This is a genomic window from Paenibacillus sp. NAIST15-1 (genome assembly GCF_001894745.1).
Lineage (GTDB): Bacteria > Bacillota > Bacilli > Paenibacillales > Paenibacillaceae > Paenibacillus_B > Paenibacillus_B suaedae.
Map to the genome: position 1 here is coordinate 791634 of NZ_BBYF01000002.1, position 22437 is coordinate 814070.

16 protein-coding genes and 1 pseudogene are annotated in these 22437 nt (G+C 46.0%); 16 read left to right on the forward strand and 1 reads right to left on the reverse strand.

What is annotated here, in order from left to right:
* Positions 1 to 11 precede the first annotated feature (11 nt).
* Complete coding sequence (locus PBN151_RS31805) at positions 12 to 293, forward strand: IS3 family transposase (RefSeq protein WP_072728448.1); 282 nt, start codon at positions 12 to 14, stop codon at positions 291 to 293.
* Between the two features lie 119 nt (positions 294 to 412).
* Here the strand turns inward: PBN151_RS31805 and PBN151_RS07440 are convergent, their stop codons facing one another.
* Complete coding sequence (locus PBN151_RS07440) at positions 413 to 2413, reverse strand: CAP domain-containing protein (RefSeq protein ID WP_175560642.1); 2001 nt, start codon at positions 2411 to 2413, stop codon at positions 413 to 415.
* A gap of 360 nt (positions 2414 to 2773) precedes the next feature.
* Between PBN151_RS07440 and PBN151_RS32420 the strand changes: the two are divergent.
* The 15 genes and pseudogenes from PBN151_RS32420 to PBN151_RS07520 all read left to right on the forward strand — a co-directional run.
* Positions 2774 to 3167, forward strand: a pseudogene (locus tag PBN151_RS32420) (tyrosine-type recombinase/integrase); the annotation flags it as partial.
* A 111-nt stretch (positions 3168 to 3278) separates the two neighbouring features.
* The gene (locus PBN151_RS07450; protein ID WP_072728450.1) at positions 3279 to 5834 is read left to right on the forward strand and encodes a flippase-like domain-containing protein; all 2556 of its coding nucleotides are present in this window, start codon (positions 3279 to 3281) and stop codon (positions 5832 to 5834) included.
* A gap of 225 nt (positions 5835 to 6059) precedes the next feature.
* On the forward strand, positions 6060 to 6437 hold the full coding sequence (locus PBN151_RS07455) for a CidA/LrgA family protein (protein ID WP_021253843.1): 378 nt from the start codon (positions 6060 to 6062) through the stop codon (positions 6435 to 6437).
* The gene (locus tag PBN151_RS07460) at positions 6434 to 7126 is read left to right on the forward strand and encodes an LrgB family protein (protein ID WP_021253842.1); all 693 of its coding nucleotides are present in this window, start codon (positions 6434 to 6436) and stop codon (positions 7124 to 7126) included. Before PBN151_RS07455 ends, PBN151_RS07460 begins: the two co-directional genes overlap by 4 nt.
* Positions 7127 to 7419: 293 nt before the next feature.
* On the forward strand, positions 7420 to 8574 hold the full coding sequence (locus tag PBN151_RS07465) for a hypothetical protein (protein WP_072728451.1): 1155 nt from the start codon (positions 7420 to 7422) through the stop codon (positions 8572 to 8574).
* Between the two features lie 380 nt (positions 8575 to 8954).
* On the forward strand, positions 8955 to 10631 hold the full coding sequence (locus PBN151_RS07470; RefSeq protein ID WP_175560644.1) for a DUF4855 domain-containing protein: 1677 nt from the start codon (positions 8955 to 8957) through the stop codon (positions 10629 to 10631).
* Between the two features lie 130 nt (positions 10632 to 10761).
* Positions 10762 to 12444, forward strand: coding sequence for a DUF4855 domain-containing protein (locus PBN151_RS07475; protein ID WP_072728453.1), 1683 nt, complete (start codon positions 10762 to 10764; stop codon positions 12442 to 12444).
* Positions 12445 to 12463: 19 nt separating this feature from the next.
* Positions 12464 to 12589 (forward strand): hypothetical protein, encoded by a 126-nt coding sequence (locus tag PBN151_RS32260; RefSeq protein ID WP_265332079.1) that lies wholly within the window; start codon positions 12464 to 12466, stop codon positions 12587 to 12589.
* Positions 12590 to 12809: 220 nt separating this feature from the next.
* Positions 12810 to 16460: a DUF4855 domain-containing protein gene (locus PBN151_RS30355; protein ID WP_083545026.1), complete on the forward strand. Its 3651-nt coding sequence runs from the start codon at positions 12810 to 12812 to the stop codon at positions 16458 to 16460.
* A 242-nt stretch (positions 16461 to 16702) separates the two neighbouring features.
* Positions 16703 to 17629, forward strand: coding sequence for a decaprenyl-phosphate phosphoribosyltransferase (locus PBN151_RS07495; protein ID WP_072728454.1), 927 nt, complete (start codon positions 16703 to 16705; stop codon positions 17627 to 17629).
* Between the two features lie 24 nt (positions 17630 to 17653).
* Positions 17654 to 18295, forward strand: coding sequence for an HAD family hydrolase (locus PBN151_RS07500; RefSeq protein ID WP_072728455.1), 642 nt, complete (start codon positions 17654 to 17656; stop codon positions 18293 to 18295).
* Positions 18283 to 18612 (forward strand): EamA family transporter, encoded by a 330-nt coding sequence (locus tag PBN151_RS07505; RefSeq protein ID WP_072728456.1) that lies wholly within the window; start codon positions 18283 to 18285, stop codon positions 18610 to 18612. The genes PBN151_RS07500 and PBN151_RS07505 overlap by 13 nt, the downstream gene beginning before the upstream one ends.
* Positions 18602 to 18919: an EamA family transporter gene (locus PBN151_RS07510; RefSeq protein WP_072728457.1), complete on the forward strand. Its 318-nt coding sequence runs from the start codon at positions 18602 to 18604 to the stop codon at positions 18917 to 18919. The genes PBN151_RS07505 and PBN151_RS07510 overlap by 11 nt, the downstream gene beginning before the upstream one ends.
* A 136-nt stretch (positions 18920 to 19055) precedes the next feature.
* Positions 19056 to 20396, forward strand: a complete 1341-nt coding sequence (locus PBN151_RS07515) for a DUF6080 domain-containing protein (protein ID WP_072728458.1) — start codon at positions 19056 to 19058, stop codon at positions 20394 to 20396.
* On the forward strand, positions 20393 to 22327 hold the full coding sequence (locus PBN151_RS07520) for an LTA synthase family protein (RefSeq protein WP_072728459.1): 1935 nt from the start codon (positions 20393 to 20395) through the stop codon (positions 22325 to 22327). Before PBN151_RS07515 ends, PBN151_RS07520 begins: the two co-directional genes overlap by 4 nt.
* Positions 22328 to 22437: the final 110 nt, after the last annotated feature.

Here is a 22437-nt window from a genome sequence, read left to right on the forward strand (position 1 = left end):
TGAGCCGAGAAATGGACACTTTAAAACAAGTGCCTCTCTCGGGTCTGTACGTTAGAAAGGCAGGCGAAGCAAGACAAACATTAAGCACACCATTGCTCTTCGAGCTAATTAATCGAACCATTCGTCAATTCGGTCATATGAAAGACGAATTAGAGTACAAAGATTGTACAAGTATTGACGAACTTCGGAATCGCATTAACGAGTATACTCACTTTTACAATACCGAGCGATATCAATGGACATTAAAGAAGATGACTCCTAACGAATATAGGAATCATCTTCTGGCAGCGTAGTGCTTTCTTTATCCTGTTCACATTAAGGGTTATAGTTCATCTAAAGTACAAGGAGTTCGTTTTATTACATTCGAGATATGTTCACCCTAAAAAGGTTCATACAAAATCCACTATTAGCATTATGGCTTGGGTGTATATTCACTGACATTCATCGCATTGGCTTCGACAGAAATCCAATACGTAACTCCAGGTGTCTTCAAGTCTAGGTTTAAGGAATCTTCTGTGTACGGGCCAGAGGTGACTTTGAAGTTGCCTTCACGATCAACGGATACCGTTACATCTTCAATTTGTTTTGGCTTCTTCCCGCCCGTCTGTACCATCATCGTCGTCTGTTGGCCAGCAAGAATGGTGAATTTGCCTTCTACCGTTAAGGTGCGATCAGGATGATAGGTAGCGATAAGCGTATAATCTTTGATCACTTCAGGCTTTTTGTAGACTTCTCGTTCAGGTAAAGGAGGCAGGAATTCAACAGGTGTCCGACTGGCTGGTCTTGCGCGCAATGACTTCAGCTTCGGCTTCAGTTCTGTAAGCAATTGAACAGCCTCTCCGCGAGTCATTGTACGGTCTGGCTCAAAGCCAGTGAGCGTTGAATCCGTCGTCCCTTTCATATAATTCATACCAAGCACATACCAGATGGCATTGTAATTGACGTAATGGACGCCGTCAGCCGCAGCTATAATTTCTGCAACTTTTCCTCTCGTAATTGGCTTATCTCTAGCTGGAATGCTGGTCAATCCAAGCAGCGGGATGTTTCGCATCTCAGCAATCCGGTAGGCAGCATCAGCGGCATGCTTCTGTTTAGATGGGGCGTAATCCTCAATATGGATTTGATACTGTTGCAGGAACATCATCCAGAATTCAGCCTCTGTTACCGTGCTTGCAGGCTTACTTGCATTGAGTGGCGGATAAGTCTTCGTCTTTAAGCGCGGCAGCACTTTGACCTGAATTCGTTCAGAGGACAAATTCCCCACATGAGCGGTAACGTAATAATTGCCTGCTTTTATTCCCTTGAAGGTAGCAGTGGACACGAGCTTAAGACCTGCTGCGTTGCTGCTGACATAACGTACTTGGTCTGTCAACGGTTCCGTGACATTATCGTCATATCGTCCTATCATCTTAATGGAGGTCTCTTCGCCTTCATTTATCAGAATCTCTTTCAGAGCTCCCGATATGCTTACTATTTGATGGCCCTTGCCAGTCTTGAAGGACCAGGATAGGCGCTGTGGCTCGGATGAGCTATCGGTACGGTATGCCAGATTGATGCGATATGTATGATAACCCTGTAATATGGACTTCGGATAAAGGAATAGGGTACGCCCGCTCGAGACTTCTGCATAAAAAGGAACGTTATTTCCCTTCTCGTCCAAGATGCTTGCTTCATGCCAATCCAGCTTGCCAGGGACTGACGCGGAAATAATATAGCCTGAATGCTCGACATTGAACTGATCCAATGGATTCGGCACTTCATTCCCGTAGAATCCTACTGGCACATTGGTCATCCCTTGATAAGGATAGACAAAGATACGGTTACTTTGCATGGAGGACTGGTATGAACCGCCTAGATTCACAACAGCTGTTCCATCAACAAGCGCGATCCCGATCTCGTTATAGGCAGAACCTAAAATAATGTCACGATGATAGGCGGTATCCAGCCATCCTTGCATGGCCATCGTGCTGCTCTTCTGTCCAAAATGCATGACTTCACCCGTTCGGTATGAAGTTCCATAATTCCAGCCGGCGGCTTTCATTCGTTCAAAAGGTCCAGTCCCCGTGAACCCTTCCAGTCCCATTTTTTCTTGATGGGCACTTAAGGTAACCTTCTTTCCGCGTTCGTGCAAATTATAATATTTTGCATGATTGATGGCTGCTTGCGTTATTTCTTTATTAAGCTTTACAGGCGGCAGGCCAACACTTAGGCGAACCTCATTCAGCATCTCAAGGGCATCTAATTGATCCTGCGTGTAAGCCGTTGAGTCAGCGTTTGCGGCTGCCTTATTAAGCGGCATAAAAATAAAGTAAAAGACTAGCGCAAGGAATAGTGCAAAAAGCCCAAGGCGCGCAAAGTTCATTCGGAATCGCCTATGGCTTAATTCGCTATTCCAATTTGTGATTGTAAACATGATGCATAATCGTCCCCTTGTAGAAATTTGTAGATCCATGTAATAGTTCGACAGGACGATAACAATTCCTTTTTAGATAAGTCGAAATACCCATATAAATAAAAATGAACCTTGGAAAAATCCCCAAGATCCTTCATATGCTGCCTTCTCTTTTAACAAAGACTCTATAGCTATGATGCTATGGTATTGTAATGTAATGTAATGGTTGTCGCTTTTCTATGAATGGTTGAAAGGCTAGCTTAATCAATTGATGCGGTCAGATTTATTTGCCACTCAGATCCAAAACTACGTATAATATCAATTATACGCAGTTTTTTTGAGGCTATTTTGCAGCATAATCGAGGGAGAAAATGCGTTATGGATCGCAAGCATTGTGCGGTGACAAGTTTCTATAAAGCACTAAATGAATTCGAGCTGACGAATGTGAATCCATCCATCGGTGTGAAGAAGTCGAAGACGGAGATGAATCGTGCACCAGTGTATATGAACCCGGAACAATTGCGCCAGCTTCTCGTGCGGACAGAAGGAAAGTATCGGGAGCGCAATCTGGCAATTCTGATGTTGATGGGATATGGGGGTCTTCGGGTTGGTGAGCCATTCCTTTGCAACGATGCTGCTGCAGAGCGAGGCAGACATACGAACCGTACAGGAGATGTTCGGACATGCCTCCATTCAAACAACTACGGTCTACACTCACGTATCTGATAAGCAGAAAGAAGAAGCCATCAATCGTCTGCTGACCTTCATCAATTGAAGCAGATATTTGCAGCAATGCAGCTGATGCGTTTACAATAAGAAGGCAAACGAATAACGAACCTGCCCTCACTACACACTATATGGTATCAGGGAATAGAGGAGGGGTTGAATGAATGCAATCAAGACGAAGCTGCAAGCGTTATTGCATAATAAGCGGCTTGTTCAGACGCTGAAAATAGCCTTTCCATTAGCAGTCATCATTTTCGTCTTTATTCAAGGAAAGAAGGAATTATCCAGATTTTCACTTCGGGAATCGCTCCATGCGATACGATTAATATCGAGTGAGTATTTTACGGGGCTCATAGTTCTAGGCGGACTAGCGGTTGCGACCATGTTTTTCTATGATCGCCTGCTTCTGCGTTCAATTAAAGCTCCTGTTACCATAGGGAAAACGTTTCGAGTATCCTGGATCGCGAATACCTTTAACGGGATTGTCGGCTTTGGTGGGATCGCAGGGGTAGGGATTCGAACCGTTTTGTATCGTCAATTTACAGGCGATGCCAGCAGGCTGCTGATTGCAATTGCATGGATGGCGCCTTCTATGATTAGTGGGTTGTCCCTATTGGGCATCCTAGTACTGCTGCATGTGTTCCCTGCGAGTGAACTGCTCGCCGCCAAGGGGTGGCTATGGGTTGTCCTAGTCGGGGTGGCTTTGTTCTTCCCCGTGTATTTACTCTTCTCACGTTGGAAGGGAAGAGCGAATGCGAACGCCAAACTGACATTCGGATATACGGTTGTGTCATTTATCGAATGGCTCGCTGCAGGATCAGTTGCATACGTTATCTTGCTTATGCTGAAAGCAGACGTCTCCTTCGCTGAAGTCGTCGGTGTATTTACGGTTAGTGCCATAGCCGGCCTTATCAGTATGGTGCCCGGCGGATTCGGAACATTCGATATTACGTTCTTAATCGGCTTGCAAGCATTAGGAGTTGCAGACAGTACAGTATTTACAGCACTGCTGCTGTACCGGACCGTGTACTATTTCATCCCATTTACACTTGGCTTAATCTTCGCAGCATTCGAGTTCGGCGAAGTTGCGGTCAAGAAGTTCGAGGATCACCCGACGTTAGGTTCATATATTGAATCTGGCAGCATCTTGTGGTTCGTACAGCGCTCGTTATGGAATTCGCTGTCTGCTTGGTCAGTCGTAATCTTGCTGTTTATGACTTCTATATTTTTATTTACATACACGTTCACTGAGCCATCATGGGAATCATCCATGTTCGTTCTGCCGTTATTTCATGGTTCTGTATTTCCGATTGTGAATGGTATCTTACTTGGTGCCAGCCTGTTGATCCTGCTGCAATTGAAGGGACTCTTCGAGCGCACAATTCGGGCATATGTGATGACCCTGGCAGCCTTAGCGATATGTACGCTGCTGACATTTCTGCTAGGAACGACGATTCGCCATACGTTGTGGCTGTGCGGGATGCTGCTGTTCCTGTTCCTTATTCGCTCACAGTTCACTCGTTATCGATTCCCGTTAACGAAGAGTACGATATTCTTCACAACCTTATTCGGATCACTACTCATGGTTCTGTACATGATGCTGGGATACATGCTAGCAGAATTCCATGAGAAGGTTGCGGATGCAGCAACTTACACACTTAGCTATGGCCAATTTACAACAACACTAGTTACTGGTCTGCTAGTAGCGGCTATTATGTACGTGATTGGGGTACTTGTATTCGAGCGCCATCTGAAGAAGCCGCTAGGTAGAGATTGGCGTAGCGATGATCAAGTGCTTCTGACTGGCATTAATGGCTGGATGTATCAGAATGTTACGGACAAGCGTGTCTTCTCAGTCAACAGCGGCAAAATTCGCTTTCCCTTCATTATTAAGGGACGGCGGGTAATTATGCTTGGCATGCCGCAGCTGGAGCGGATGAAAGCGAAAGAACATGATGCTCTTCATTCCCTGTACGAACATGCGGATCGCTTCGGTCTCGATATTGTGTTCTATCAAGCAGGCATAGATGGCATGCCACTGCTTCATGACTATGGTAATGACTTCTTCAAAGTAGGGGAAATTGCACGGTATGAATTCACCGAGCCGAGCATGGCATCGCCGGAGCACCGGTATGAGCAAAGCAGCTTCCCGTTGGAAGCTGAACATGTTCAGCAAGTCATAGACGCGGCCAGCAGCTGGGAGTCCGCGACACCAGGGTATATCGAGACGCTTCAACGATTGCTGACGGTATCGGATGCCACGCTCCAACTCGTTCGCTTATTTAATGAAACGGATGGAGATCTCTTGCTTGGATACGTTGTGCTGAGAGTCGATGAGGCCTCTGGGACGGTAATGATCGGCGATATTCGTTCTTGCCGCGGCTTATGTCAACCCGAACAGGATGAAGTACTTCAGCAGCTACGTGATATCATCGTATGGATCGGACAGCATCATCATTGCAGGCAGCTAGTCAGCGGATTAATACCGTTGTCCCATGTTGAATCGGATTGTGCACCCTATTTATGGACAGAACGAACTGCCGTTGCAATATTCCGAAGAATCCGTGAGCTGTATCCAATGAATAACTATAGAAGAATATGGCTAGCATTATTCGATGTTACGTGGGAGCCGCAGTATATTGCTTTCCGCAAGCAGCGTCATATGAACTGGACGGTATGGCGGGTAACGCGTATTATTCGGCGTTTGCAGCGATAGTGTGATTCATTTCATACGAAAATGATAAAATTTTGAAAGTTACAGAAAATACATGAAAAGGCTTGGAGGCTGCTCCAGGCCTTTTTTATTGTGAAAAACCGCTTACAGCTCTGCTTTTCGACCGTACTCGCGGGTGGGACACGCTCGATAGTTCTGTTACAATAGGGGTGTTTCAGAATAGGAACGGATTTTCATCAAAGTCTTATCATCAGAAGGTGGTTCCTTATGCTAGGATTTGCAATTTTATTAGGCTTCAACATCGCAGGTGTGTGGCTGCACAATTTGCTTCATCTCCCGCTGCCCGGCAACGTGCTTGGCTTGGTGCTGTTCCTGATTGCACTTGGCATGAAGTGGGTGAAGCTGGAGTGGGTTGAACAATCCGCTCAATTCCTGCTTGATCATATGTTGTTGTTCTTCATCCCTTATGTAGTCGGTATTATGGCATTTATGCCTGTTTTGAGTGCACATTGGTTCAGCATTTCTGCTGGAATTATAGGCAGTACACTGGTCGTTCTCTGGATGACAGGCTTCGTTGCTTCGAAGATGGAGAAGAAACCGGATGAAGCTAATGAGATGCCGACAAGAAAGGAAGATGCAGCATGAACCTTTTATCATGGACACAACAGCCATTGTTCGGAATAGCTGCAACGATCGTTGTGTATGCATTATCCCGTGTACTGCATGTGCGTTTCAAATGGATGCATCCGATCCTCTTTTGCTCGGCGGTGTTGATCGGTTTTCTCGTCATTGGCAATATCCCGCTCCAGGATTACAAAAATGGGGCAGATATTTTGGCACTTATTCTTGGGCCAGCGACAATCGCGCTCGGTGTTCCTATTTATAAATATCGCGAGCTAGTCAAAAAGCAATTTGCTGCAATCTGCTTGTCCATTACGTGCGGCTCTATCGTGGGAATTGTGAGTGTGGCGGCGATCATGATGAGTTTAGACGGGGCGAGGGAAGTTATGCTGAGCATGCTGCCGAAATCAGTCAGTTCTCCAATCGCAGTTGAAATTTCCAAGTCATTGGGTGCTATGCCTGAACTGTCTGCTGTATTTACCGTATTCACAGGGGTTGTTGGTGCATTGTTCGGTACAACCTTCCTGCGGATGACTGGTATTCGCGGCGAAGTGCCGCTTGGGATCGCAATGGGGACGGCTGCGCATGGATTCGGGACTGCGAAGAGCTTGGCGGACTCAGAGAAGCAGGGGACATTCAGTGGATTGGCAATGGGGTTAGCGGGCCTGATTACCTCCATTCTTTTCACACCGATTTATATGTTCCTTATGTAAGAGGTAAGAACCCGATCTATGGTCAGCATGGATTGGTTAATAAGAAGATCAGGACGTTCTTCGCAATCTGCGGGGGGCGTTTTTTTGTATGTGCTATTATCTATGATGCAACGAATGAAGGGGAGACCCCCTACTGTTGCGTCCCATATGTATCGTTATCCCTTCGGGGAAATGAAATGAAATGAAACATTTTTGGTTCTATCACGTTGATACTTATGTGGACTTCTCTGAGCATACAATTCAGACGTATCACTAATTTCGTATAAAAGGTATGGAGGAAAGGAGTTGATTCCTTGAAAGCAACGATATGGGCATGGGGGATCCTCTTGGGATTAAGTTTGCCGTCTCTCGCAGGTGCAGCAGGTACATACTCTGCCGAAAAGGTGTACACCGATCAGCAGAGCGGAGCGGTCTATTATAATGTTGAGCGAATTGATCTGGAGGCACGTGAGGAGCGTGTCGTCGTTCAAATGGCTGATGGGCAATGGAAGAAATGGGATCCGAGCATTCGGAGCATGCGAGTAGAAAAGGGTCAGCAGCATCCTCTGCTCAAGACCAATTATGCAGATAATATTGAAGGCGGGATGCAGTATACGTATGATCCTGAGGATCAGGGAGTTGTGAAGGGTAAAGTGTTTCGTTCCTCGCCAGACCGCAAATGGGGAATCCATGAGCGGCTATATTTTGAACCGACTGCAGAAGGGTACATGACCACGGTTCATAGCTATATACTGCGCAACAATCAAACAGGGCATACGAAGGAATGGCTTCGAACTAGCTATTCGACAGGGGCTGTCTGGCTCTCGGACAATCGCATCATATACAGCCGGTTGAATGGAGAGAAATCGAATCAAGAGGAGATTGTGATCTTCGACCCTGCAACAAGTCAATTGGAACGGATCGTATTCGGCAATCTTAGAGGCATTGATCCTGAGAAGGGATACGTGGTATATACATTGAATAAGCCGGATCGTCCTCTATATGTGTTGGACTTGAAGAAGCGGATATCCAAGCTGTTGAAGGATTGGGCTGCTGCAGAGGCATATTTGCCGAAGATGGACAATGCCAAGGATGCTACCGCAGATTTGCCGACTGACTTCGATCTGGATGCATTGCCCGAGGAAAAAATAACGATGAAGATCCAGCGCGATTACGAGGTTAAGGTTGATAAGGCATCGATTCGCGTGCCGATCGTATTTGAAGAAAAAGGGTATATTCGTATCCCTGTTAAACCGCTCGCGGATGCATGCGGCTGGCAGCTTATCAAGCTAGAGAAGCTGAAAAAGCAGAATGGCGCTCATCGATTTAAGCTTGTGAATGGCAGCCGAACTATGGAGCTGAATGCGGAGAATAGTGTGCTGGAAGAAGGAACACTCTATGTTACACCTGATCAGATTAAGCAGCTTGGATACAAGTCAGTTCATGTGACTTACAATCCAGAACGCTAATCCATACTCATAACGATAAGGTATTGGTTTCGATAGGGGATGCATCTGCATGCCCTATTTTTATTCGTCCATAATAGGCGCTGCAGCCGATCCACAATACCATCATGCTGTGTTCCAAATGCTATCTTACGGTGGTATATGTGATGGTCGTAAACATACTTCATGCTGGATTGGTAAATGATTCAATCCGTCTCCTTCGGAAGGTGATGTGCTAGTTCTTGGTTCGTATCTGGTAAGTGGACAATAAGTCGATAAGTATGGACTATAATCAAAACCATAAACCTGTACAGCAGGTATAATAGTTGCAACATCTTGAAAACGCTTCCTTCGCGATGGAGTTCGCATTTCACACATTTCATGTAACGAAAGGAGTCGAATTGATGAACAAGATGAAGAAATGGGCAAGCTTCATTGTCGCTGCCGTCCTGCTTATGTTCACCTTCCACACAGCCTTTGCCGAAGAAAATGAGCTCAAGGAGCCAGATGGAATGAGAAATGTAGCGAGCGGAATATCTTATTCTTATTCTCAGCCCCCTCATGAAAATTACCCAGATGATGGAACGAAGTTGACAGATGGCAAATATGGTGACGTCAATGACTTCATGGATGGGAACTGGTCGGGATTGTTGAAGGGGAAGACGAGAGAAATCACATTTGACTTAGGTGAGAGCAAGTCGATCGGCCGAATTAAATCACACTTTCTCTATAACAACAGCGTAGGCATTTATACACCGACCATAGTGTCTTACTATGCATCCGAGGATGGCCAGAATTGGGCTCCGGTGAAGTACATGAATTCTCCAGCCCCGCTATGGTCTGATATTCCGACAGCTGGCTATGAATATGTATGGGATGCTGCAACAGATCGAGTTCCTCATCCTTCCAGTCAAGCGAAGAAGATCTATGCGCGCTATGTGAAGATCGCAGTCACCACACAAATATGGGTGTTCATGGATGAGGTAGAGATCTGGGGTGTTGACGGCAAGACGTCTGATGCGTATGCTCTTCGTCCAGTAACACCATCGTATTTGAAGCCGGGTAATGATACAGCAGGAATCCGCGATCTGTGGCTTATGTACAATGGAATGTACGATAATAATCGAGGCAATTGGACGAAGGAGAAGCTCATGCCGTATGTCAGCTACGTCGATAGTAATGGTCAGCCGACAGACTGGATGTATGACGGCACGCTCGTGCTAGGCCTTCGTACGCCGGATTTCCAACGGGACTTTGGGTATTCAGCAAATCTTGAAGACTGGAAATGGTATTTGGATAAGACGTTCAAGCCGGGCGGAGACCTGAGCGCATTGAATGACACGGTTAAAGAAGTGGGAGAGAAGCTGAATGATCTGAACCATAAGATGAAGGTTGTTATCATGATCCCGAATCCGGGTGAGGGGATATCCAACTTTGGAGATATCGACGGAGATGGCATTTCTGAGAACTTTGTACCAAGTGAGGTAGGGGAAGAGCAGTCCTATGCGAATCGGCAGAAGGCTGTTGACTGGTATTTGGAACAAGTCAGAACAAAATGGATGAAAGGCCGTTATGACAGCTTGGAGATCTCCGGCATGTACTGGCTGGATGAAGGGGTATCAAACGGGAAGACGTCAGATGAAAGGTTAATTAAGCATATTGGAGAAATTGTGCATAAACGCGGACAGAAGCTGTTCTGGATTCCATACTTCGGTGCGAATAAGAATTATGCGGCTCGGGCTCTGGGATTCGATGCAGCAGCGCTTCAGCCGAACCACTTCTGGGACGGCAGCAATCCAGAACGAATTGAGGACGCAGCTTATTTGGCGAAGCATCATGGTCTCGGTGTTGAGTTAGAGACAGACGAAGCGATGTTCGAGAATGAAGCTTCACGCGGGAATTATATTGATTACTTGAACGGTGGGGTCGATTATGGATACATGACGGAAGCGTTCAAGGCCTATTACCAAGGAGTTGATTCCTTGCTCACCAGTTCACGCAGCAGTGACCCTCGGATTCGTGAGCTATATGATTGGATGTATCAATTTGTGAAGGGGACGTATCAGAAGCAGCCTCGATAAGCCTCGATAAACGATGAATGGGGAGCGCAGCGAAGCACGGAATAGACATAAGTCATCAAGAATGGGTGATCAACCCATGCTTACTCAATACACGATTTTATTGAAAAATCGACGAGAGGGGTTTTTATTGATGATTAAGTTGAAGAGAGTCGTGAGCTTCGTCGCAGCTTCTATCATGCTGCTGTCCACCTTCCAAGCTGCATTAGCGGTAGATATTGAACCTACAGTGGCCACCGATGGGATGAGGAATTTGGCAAGCGGGATTTCGTATTCCTTCACCCATCAGCCACCTGATGAAAATTACCCAGACGATGGAACGAAGCTGACAGATGGAAAGTATGGAGATGCCAATGATTTTATGGATCCGAACTGGACCGCATTGTTAAAAGGAAAGACGCGTGAAATCATATTTGATTTGGGCGAAAGCAAATCGATTGGGAAGATTAAGTCTCACTTTCTCTACAATCATGAAGTAGGCATCTATACACCAGAAATTGTCTCCTATTATGCCTCAGAAGACGGGATGAATTGGGCCCCTGTAAAATACATGAATTCTCCGGTACCGCTCTGGACCAATATTCCGACTGCAGCCTATGATTATGTGTGGGACGCAGCGGTAGATCGAGTTCCCCATCCATCCAGTCAAGCGAAGAAAATCTATGCCCGGTATGTGAAAATTGCCGTTACGACAGAGATTTGGGTGTTCATGGACGAAGTGGAGATATGGGGTGTAGATGGAAAAACAGCGGATGCATATGCGCTTCGCCCAGTCACATCTTCTTATTTGAAGCCGGGAAATGATACGGCAGGCATTCACGATCTGTGGCTCATGTACAACAGTATGTATAGTAATGATCGCGGCAATTGGACAAAGGAGAAGCTCATGCCGTACGTCAGTTATGTTGACATCAACGGAGAGCCGCAGGACTGGATGTATGATGGAACGCTTTTATTAGGCATTCGTACGGCGGATTACCAGCGGGATTTTGGGATTAACGCAGTACTTGATGACTGGAAATGGTATCTGAACAAAATGTTCAAGCCGGGCGGGGATTTGAGCGAGTTAAATGCTGCTGTGACAGAAGCAGGGAATAAGCTGAATGATTCGCATCATAAGATGAAAGTCGTCATTATGATTCCGAATCCTGGTGAGACGATTTCCAATTTTGGAGATGTCGATGGGGACGGGATCTCTGAGAACTTTGTGCCTAGTGATGTTGGCGCGGAACAATCCTTTACGAATCGGAAAAAGGCTGTTGATTGGTATTTGGATCAAGTAAGAACAAAATGGATGAAAGGCCGATACGACCGTTTGGAATTGGTTGGAATGTATTGGATGGCCGAATCGATGGGACGAGACAATTCATCGGACGAGAAGTTGGTCAAGTATGCTGGAGATATCGTGCATAAGAGAGGACAGAAGCTGTTCTGGGTTCCGAATTTTGGTGGCAACAGGAACTATGCAGCACGTGCGATAGGGTTCGACGCGACAGCGCTGCAGCCGAACCATTATTGGGGTGGAACTAACCCAGATCGGATTGAAGATGCGGCGTACTTAGCGAAGCATCACGGTCTAGGTATTGAGATGGAGATGGATGAGGATGCATTCACGAATGATGCATCACGCGACTATTACATTGATTATTTGAATGGAGGGGTCGACTTTGGCTATATGAACGAAGCATTCATGGCTTATTACCAAGGTGTAGATGCCCTGCTCGACAGTTCTCGCAGCAGTGATCCGCGGATTCGTGAGCTTTATGATTGGATGTACCAATTTGTGATGGGTACGTATCAGAAGCAGCCTCGATAATTGGTTCGGCTTATAGAAGATGGCTACGGTGCACTCCGGTTCATCTTCTTTTTATTTCTATGGGCCATACTCTGGTCATCCATCGGTGTTTTTGAAGCCGCATGATGAGATTACGGAACTGCAAGTGCTAATACAGATGTTCTAAAAAATGGGGCTGCCGCATGGCAGCTCTTTTGCATGACTTCTCAGAGAATAGAATATTTATTAGTTGAATAGTTTATCCAGTTTGATATGATGAGATAGGTTGAATTATCCAAAAATGAGAGGTCGATTCATGAAGGGAGTGGGTACGAAGAGAATTGTAAGCGTTTTGCTATCAATTTTATGTAAACGCTTTATTGCAAAGATTAAAGGAGAGTGAATTTGTGAAAGTAAAGAAAAGCATAAGCCTGCTGACTGCTTCCTTCATGCTTGCTTCTGTGATCATGACATCGTTTTTCTCAACAATAGTGTCTGCAGATTATTTGCCCAAAAACAGTGAAAAATCCAATGGCGCTTCGAATATTGTGATTATGAACACCGGATATGATAACCGAGAGAATACGAATGGCACGAAGAGAGGGGAGTACGGGAAGGATCATTTTCTCCCTTATGTAGGATACTTGAATCAAGATGGAATTGCAGAGGATGCGTTCTTCGATACATTCCTCCTGCTCACGAAGACATCCCCCTACAAGGGCAGTCTCACTCGCTATTACCCATGGGCGGCAGGAAGCAATCCAGGAACTTGGCAGGATTGGAAATGGTCGATAGATCGCTTGTTCGAGAAGGGGTTGCAGCTTGATGGCTTGGATGCAGCAGTTGAACAGGTGGGGAAGGATTTGCATGAACCAAATAAAAAGGTAAACGTGTACGTTACATTGCCTTTCCCAGATCCACAGAGCAAGAACTTTGGGGATTTCAATGGCGATGGCACAGTGAAAAATCTAGAAAACTTGAACACGCGCAAAGAGTTAATCCGCTGGTACATCGACACGTTAACCGCTCGTTTCGAGCAACAGCAGTATAAGCATTTGAAGCTGAGCGGCTTCTATTGGCTCCAAGAGGATCTCGATACAACTGTACCTGGGGAGCAGGAGAGTACGGCATTCGCATCCCAGTATTTGCAGCAGCAGCACGGCATGCGTCTGGGCTGGCTTCCGTGGTATGGTGCAGGGGAGAAGGCGAATGGGAACCGGCTAGGCTTTGACTTCTCAGCCCTTCAGCCGAACCATTATGGCGACGACAGCACCACAATTGAGCGGGTGGAAGAGATAGCGGACTTGGCTTATGCCAATGAAGCGGGAGTCAAAGTAGAGCTTGATCAGCGTATTGTGGACGCTCCGCGGTATCGTCAAGCATTTTACAACTATTTAATTACAGGTGTGAAGAAGCAGTTTATGAATCAGTCTCTTCTTGCGTATTATCAAGACGTGTACGCAATCTATGATCTCTATCATTCTGAGGTACCGGAGGCGAAGCAGATGTATACGGATCTATACAGGTTTGCCACGGGCAAGTTTATTCCTCCGCAAGGGAATTTTGCAGGCAGAGTAGTTGATCGTCAGGGCAATGGTATCGCAGGAGCAACGTTAACGGATAAGGCAGGGAATGCTGTCACCACTGATACAGATGGTCAGTTCGCGATGAACGGTCTGTATGCAACAGAGAATTCCTTTGTCGTAGAGAAACAAGGATTATCCAGCAAATCTATTGGCGTCAACATCCATGATAAGCAGACGATTTATCGCGATATTATGCTAGAGAATTCTGGTGAGTCGACAGTAACAGAATCTCGTTCGCTCGTAGATTTTGAAAGCGATATTAAATCTGGAACGAATAACGGTGACCATGTCAAGCGGACAACGGTTACAGATGCTACATACGTGCTGCAAGGAGAGAAGTCGCTGAAGATTGATTTCAAGGCGTATCCACATAGCTGGATCGCGGCGTATATCGACTCCGATTATGACGGGTTCGAGAAGGAGCTTCCAGAAGAATCCTATCCAGCCTATGCACTCAAGGATTGGAGCGAGTATGATGCTGTTAGCTATGCGGTATACAATGCTTCTTCCAAGCCACAGGAGATTCGCGAGGTCTATATGTATGAATATGATTGGGGCAAGACCTATGCCAGAAACATCATGTTCCCGCCTGGTCAATGGACCATTATTACGAAGTCGATTCAGGAGCTGAAGCAGGCAGGAATCAATACGGAAAATATCATTCGCTTTGCCCTTATGCGCAACAGGCAATCGGAGGACGCCACGTTTTACCTTGATGATCTGAAGCTATTAAAATATGAAGCGAACCGTACTGCTCCGGAATATCGGATCATGCTTCCTTCTAAGCTGGAAACCATGGATGTTGGGGCGTTGTGGACACCTATTGTAATCGACAAAAATGATGCCCAACAAAAGAAAGTACATGCGGTCTTCGCGAGCTCGGACTCAAGCATTGTTGAAGTGACCTCAGATGGCAAGCTGCAGGCTATCAAGCCTGGAACTGTCGTGATTCGCGCACAAGTAGGTCCGGTAGAAGTGGAGTCTGTCGTAATTGAGGTTGCTCCTTGGGCCTATAATCAGATAATGGGGAATGAAACACCACTATCTATCAACCATGGCTTCCAAAATCCAGTACTTCACGATCCATTGCAGGGTGGAACGCAATATGTCATGAAAACCGGCAGCAACTTGAAGATTGCTCACAAGTACAATGACTGCAATGATATGTGGATTGTGTTCGATCATGCTGGTGCGAATAAGCTCTACGGGATGAAAGAATGGAGGCTTAGTCCGAATGTGGACAAGGATGCCGATCCCGACTTGACGCGCCCATCGACTATGTTGTGGCCTGATATATCGGATTGGATTGGCCCTTATATCGTTGGTGCCAATGATAATGGCAACGGCAAAGGTCAGGATTTCACGGGTGGCAATCATAATTATGATGGCGGCGAGAACAGTTCTACGACAGGAAGAACCGTTAAATATAATGTGTGGGTGGACGGGAAACAGCTTCAAGATGGGACAGCAATCGCCGGGACCAAGGTGAAAATTGAGGTTGTGAATCGAATTCAGGGCTTCAATACGAAGGAGCAGGACGGACGTGGTCGTGAAATCTTGCAGGAGACGGTTACGTATGAAATCGAAGGCGGCAAAGTACAAGTTCATACGGAAATTATGCCTCTGGAAGAGATTACGTTATATCGTTATTATGGATTGCAGTCCGTCAACGGAGCATGGAATCAAGAAGTACGCTACTATGCAGGGGAGACGGAAGTAGGCAGAAGCGGCTCGGGTGTGTATAGTGATTCGGGAACGAAAGCCCAGCATCCAGACGTAGATAAGTATTGGCTGAGTTCAGCAGTACAGGATGGGAGCCAGCATCAGCTGCTCGTGACGCTGAATCGCAATTACGGACTTGGTAAATTGCAATATCTGGCTGATGATCAACCGATTGTCTTTACTCAGAAGTATGGGAAATCCTACTTCCTGCAAGTCTTTAACAAATCAGTTGTATTGGAACAGGGAGAGAAGGTTGGCTGGCAGGGAACCTATCAATTCTTTTCTACTCCAGCACAGGAAAGAACGATTAGATTGCTGAGCCAGTATGCCAATGGATATGCTGTACCTACAGAAGATGCTATCTATCATTGGGAAGTCATCGGTGATGCGGTTGAGAAAATCAGTGAATCCAGTAACAGCGTGACCATGAAGGGGGTAAAACCAGGTACGGCAGCGGTTAACGTTACAATGAACTACAATGGCAAGTCAGAAACCTTCCGTTCTACGGTACAAGTAGGGGACAGCGGGATCGTAGATACTACTGAACTTCAGCAGCTGTATGAGGAGGTATCGTGGTTGCTTCAGCAAACAGGTAGTGAATTCATTCAGGCCAAATGGCAATTGGGAGAAAAAACGATTGAGGTCATGAGACATCTGAAGTCAGAAGGATACACGCGTGCGAATGTAAATGAAGCTGTCCGGGAGCTTAAAGCCGAGATCGCCATCTTTAAGAAGAGCACACAAATTTAGTATGGCTCTGCTCCTTCTTATATCGTAGTCTCAAAGCAACTGGAAACAGGCAAAATAGAATGAAGCGTCCCAATTCTTTGGGGCGCTTTTTTATGATGCAGGAGTGGAATCTAGCACTAATACTCACTAGTAATCATATCCTCGTGATCCATAATAACCATATTCATTCGATAGGTTCTGTATTATAATAGGTCGGTATGTAAAGATGTAAATATTGCTACTACAGCTAGGAGGTGCAAGTGATGAAGTTGCAAGCAAGTCATACCGCTGATCGATCAGAGGCATACCAGGAAGTGAGTCAAAGCTCGGTTATTCGATTGCTGTTCAAGCAGCTGAGACCGAAGCAGTGGACGAAAAATTTGCTCGTATTTGCAGCGCTTATCTTTTCCTTAAAAGCCATTAACGTGTCGGCAATCGTGAATACCCTGACGACTTTCTTTCTATTCAGCTTCGTATCAGGATGCGTGTATATATTGAATGATTATGTGGATCGGGAAGCAGACCGCAATCACCCGGTCAAGAAGTTTCGTCCTATGGCGTCCGGTGCATTGAATCCAACAGGCGCTTTGGTATTTGGGGGGATATTGCTCGTTTGCTCATTGGTGGTATCGTATAAGATTAACCCGCTCTTGATGCTCTTGTTAGCTGTCTATTTTGCCATGAATGTGTCGTATTCCCTTAAGCTGAAGCATGTGGTCATTATGGACATTATGGTGATCGCCTCAGGCTTCGTGCTTCGAGCAATCGCAGGAGGATTGGCCATTAACGTGCATCTGACGCCATGGTTTTTGCTGTGTACGATGCTGCTGTCCCTATTCCTTGCAATTGGCAAGCGGCGGCACGAGCTGTTCTTGCTTGACAAGCAGAAGGATGCCCATCGCAAGGTGTTGGACAAGTATTCGTTCACACTGCTTGACCAACTAACGAGCATCGTTGCGACGGCTACGATTATTAGCTACTCGCTATTCACGTTAACAGCTGGCCGAACGATTTATCTCATGTGGACGATCCCATTTGTCATTTACGGCATCTTCCGCTATTTGTACTTGATTCACATCGAGAACAAGGGTGGAGCACCGGATCGCCTGCTGGTAGAGGACAAGCATATTCTTGTGACGGTAGTGCTGTATATCGCGAGTGTGTTGTCTATACTGCTTATTTTTGAATAATTGGATAGGGGATGAACGGACGGTTTGACACGTACTAAACTAGCTTTATTTGATATTGACAAAACGATTACGAAGCACGATTCGATGCTGCTGTTCTTGAAGTACGGCATCGCAACCAGACCGCGGGCTGCTGTTCATTTGACCTCGGTGTTATGGAATTTGCTGCTGTACAAGACGGGGAGAATTCCTGCCGATAAGGCAAAGGAAGCCTTTTTCTGTGCAATTAATTATATGGACGAAGCAGATCTTGAGGCCTTCTATGACAAGATTCTCGCCAACGATGTGTATGAAGAGGCAGTTGAGGAAATTCGCCGCAAGTATACGGAAGGATACCATGTACTTCTAGTGTCTGCGTCTCCGCATGCTTATATGAAATACTTCAAGAAGCTGGGCTGTGTGCATGAGGTCATTGGAACCCAACTGGAGAAGAGCAACGATCGATATACATCTCGCATTGTCGGGGTAAATTGCAAGGCGAATGAGAAGGTTGTTCGTATTCGCCAATATGCGAGCGAACAGCGGTTCACGATTGACTATGAATCATCCTGTGCGTATTCGGATTGCTTGAGCGACCTGCCTATGCTGCAATTGGTGAAGCACCGCTATGTTGTCAATCGTGCTTCCGAGGCTGCTCACGGATTGGAGGAACGTAGATGGAACAGATAACATCCCGACACTTGGGGAAGCTGCTTATGATCTTCTCCGCCTTCTGCACGGCAACAGGACAACTTTTTTGGAAGTGGGGCGTGCACCACATTTTATATGTCGGAGTCGGATTCGTTTTTTACGGCGTGGGGGCGCTTCTCATGATCAAGTCGCTTTCCATGGAGAAGTTGTCCGTTGCGTATCCACTGATGTCCACCAGCTATATATTTGCTTTGATTTATGGAGGATTATTTTTGAACGAAGCCATTACCTTGCAAAAGGGAATTGCCGTGCTGCTGTTAATGCTTGGCGTGGGGTTGATCAGCTATGAGAAATGAATGGTTGTGGGTGCTGCTTATCTTCATGACATGGTTCGGCTCTTTAGGAAGCGCGTGCTTTAAATGGTACTCCATACGCCACCGCAAGTGGATTCTGCTTACCGGATTTATGCTGTATGGGATAGGGGCGCTTCTCAATATCTATTTACTGCGGTTTTTGCCGTATACACTTGTTCTTCCAGCGAATGCGCTAACTTATGTGTGGACACTCTGTTTGGCTAAATGGTGGTTCAAGGAATCGGTAGGTTGGCATAAGGTAGCGGGAATTGGTGTCATCGGGTTAGGATTGGTTATTCTAGTTCAATAGCGAGCTTAGTTGTACATAGGAGGAAATCGGTAGGGAGGCGAAATATTCTATGAGGTCGGGATCGAGTTGGTACTCATACGAATACCCGCCTAATCATGATTTCTAGTCATTTTGTAGTAACGGAGGATATATCATCATGAAGTTTTGGAAGTCTGTGTTTGCTGACAAGAAGGATAATCGCACCGCGCTTATTCTTTTTGTTATTTTTTCACTGCTCTATATTCTATTGAATATTCCTTATTTAACTTATATGGAAGAGTATAAGGACATACTGTTACCGCGCAGTCCATTTAACGACGCGCCCTTTACCTTGAATCTCTTTAATTTTGACCCGTCGCTTTATTATGCGCCGCAGTCTTCTTTCATTCATCCACTGCTCAATTTTGTTGCGACACCCTTGAAGGCACTCGCCAAAGCAACAATTGGCAATGCGCTCTTTGTTGGAGTTCAAAGTATGATGAATGCGCTCTGTGTTGTCATTCTGTATTATTACTTGCGCCGCAATCTGTGCTGTAATTGGTTGTCTATTAGTACTGCTGCATTCTTCGGGGCGAGTTCGTACAGTATTTTCACTGCCCTTATTCCTGACTCCTATCCATATGCGGTATTCGGGATTCTTCTGACGGTACTGTATGCTCAGTATTGCAGACAGAATAACCGATTTTCCCTTATACCGGTCGCGCTGCTGCTTGTATTGAACTTTGGGATTACCATTACGAATGTTGCTACAGCGGCTGGTGTCCTATTCTTCTGCTCACTGGGACAAGGCAAGCAGTTTATTGTGAAATGGGTGAAGGTTGCGGGGATATTTGCCGTGATGGTTGCGCTGTTGACGGTGCTCCAGCATGTCTTATTTACCGGCAATACGTGGGTATCCTCCTGGCAGCACAACATTGAAGCTGGGGGCATGAGCTATGTCTCTCCATTCTCGTTCCAGCATCATTGGAAGGCAGTCTATTCCATGATCGAGAGTCCGATTATTACGCCGAACCTTGTTTTAATGAGCGACTCGATTATGGCGTTTGTCACAAATTTAGCTTATCCATTCCCATGGTACGGTCATCTTGTCGGTGCAGTTGTCATCGTCTTGAGTTTGATGGCAATTGGGAAAGGGTATCGTTCGGCTGAAGTGTGGTCCTTGAACGTGTATCCGCTGTTTGCCATTTTGCTTCACCTTGTCGTCGGCTTCGGTCTACGAACATTTGAATATGATATGTACCTATATGCGGGGCATTATCTCTTTGCCTTATTCTTGTTAATGGCGTGGTTCATTCATCGTCTGCGAGGACAGGCTCGCCGTGTGCTTACTGGCATTGTAGCGGCGTGTGCAGTCATCACCCTATTGAGCAATATAATGGGACATATGAAGGTGCTGGATACCGTAAAGCAAACATATGCGCAGCTCCAATCGGCTATTATGCACGATGAGACATCATCACCACGACACTACATCATTGCAAAGGATGAACGATTATGAGCAATATTTCATTGGCCAGGGTGGAACGCAAGCGGGTTCAGCTTCCGCAAGGCGCGCTGCTGACCCTGCTTCTGGTAGTCAAATTAACGCTGCTGCGCCACTTCGTCTATGATTCGATTACCGTATCAGGCTTGCTTACCGATATCATTTCCGTACTTCTTATTGTCAGTCTCTTCGAGATGGTGCTGCCTCGATTCGGCAAAGGTACGTTATATTGGATCTTTCAGGTCATTTTCTCTATTTTGATGTTTGCTGCAACACTGTACCATATTCACTTTAATACAGTACCAACCTTTACTGCATTTGATGAAATGGGACAGGTTCCACAAATACGCGGCAGTATCGGGCCGCTTGTGAAGTTCTCACACTTTTTGTACTTTGCAGATATCGTGGTGGCTGGAATATTTGTTGCATTTCGTTGGTTGATCCGTAGGACGTATTCGCAGCAGCAAGCTTGGATGGATTCATCCCCGCCACAACGGTATGCAGGTTGGATGTGGAGAACTGCCGCTGCCCTGATTTTGATCGGCTGCATGAGCTATTCCTGGTTCGTAATAGACAAGGCAGAATCGATCAGCAATGAGACGGTGAAGTCAGAGAAGATTGGCTATCTCAACTATCAAGCTGCAACAGCGCTGAAAATCATACGTGAGAATGAGATCATTGCGAATGGGAATTTGGATGAGACGAAAGTGAAAATCCAAGAGCTCCAAGCGGCATATCCTTATCGTAAGGAAAACAATCCGTCTGGACAGCCGGAGGGTTTCGGATTGGCCCGCGGTGCCAACGTGATTGTTGTTCAACTGGAAGCCTTTCAGAACTTCCCGATCCAGGCCAAGCTGGAAGGACAAGAGATTACACCTGTACTGAATAAGCTCGTGAAGGAGAGCTATTACTTCCCGAATATATATCAGCAAATCGGCCAAGGAAATACATCGGATGCGGAATTCTTGTCCAATACGTCCATATATCCGACGGGAACGGTAGCGATGTCTACAGGCTTTGGGAAGAGAGAGCTTCCGAGTATGCCTCGTCTTCTTCATGACTTGAATTATCAAGCGGCAACGTTTCACGTCAATGATGTGACATTCTGGAACCGGCATTTGCTCTATCCTGGACTAGCATTTGACCATTATTATGACAAGCCGTACTACACGAACGATTTCTTCAATGATTTTGGTGCTTCTGATGAAGAATTGTATAGAGTCGGTGCGGAGCAAATTCGGGAGATGACGAAGCGAAATCAGCCATTCTACGCTCAATTCGTGACGACATCCAGTCATGCGCCATTTGTTGTGCCAGACAAGCTGCGGAAGTTGACGCTTCCTGCCGATATGGAGGGCTCGTACCTAGGGAACTATTTGACGGCAATCAATTATACCGATTATGCACTGGGACAGTTTATCGAGGAGTTGAAGAAGCAGGGGATATGGGATAAGACAATGCTTGTCGTGTATGGCGATCACTTTGGCGTGAATCCGAAGGAAGCAAGCGACAAGGAAATAACCGATCGACTCGGTGTTCCCTATTCGAATGAAGTAAGCCGCTTCAATATTCCGTTGATCATTCATGTGCCGAAGCAAGCTGAGTCTAAGATAATCGAAAGGACGGGCGGTCAAATCGACATTATGCCGACAGCTGCCAACCTGCTCGGTATATCCCTGCAAGAGAAGCAATTCCTTGCACTTGGTCGCGATATGTTGAATACAGAAAATAATGTAGTCGGTATGCGCTACTATCTGCCAACAGGCTCCTTCTTCAACAATGAAGTGATGTTCGTACCTGGTGAAGGGTTCGATGATGGTACAGCGATATCGCTAAAGACATTGCAGCCCGTGCCTATGAAGGAAGCGTACCGCAAGGACTATGACTATATTCTCACTCTTATGAAGCTGTCGGATGAATACGTTCAGCTGCTGCCGAAGCGATAAGGGGAGTCATTTCTACCTTCACGGAACGAAAATGTTGGTAAAAAGTCACTCGTCTATGATTCTCGCCATGTTATAATATGTTGGTAGATTATGCCGAATTATGGTGATAT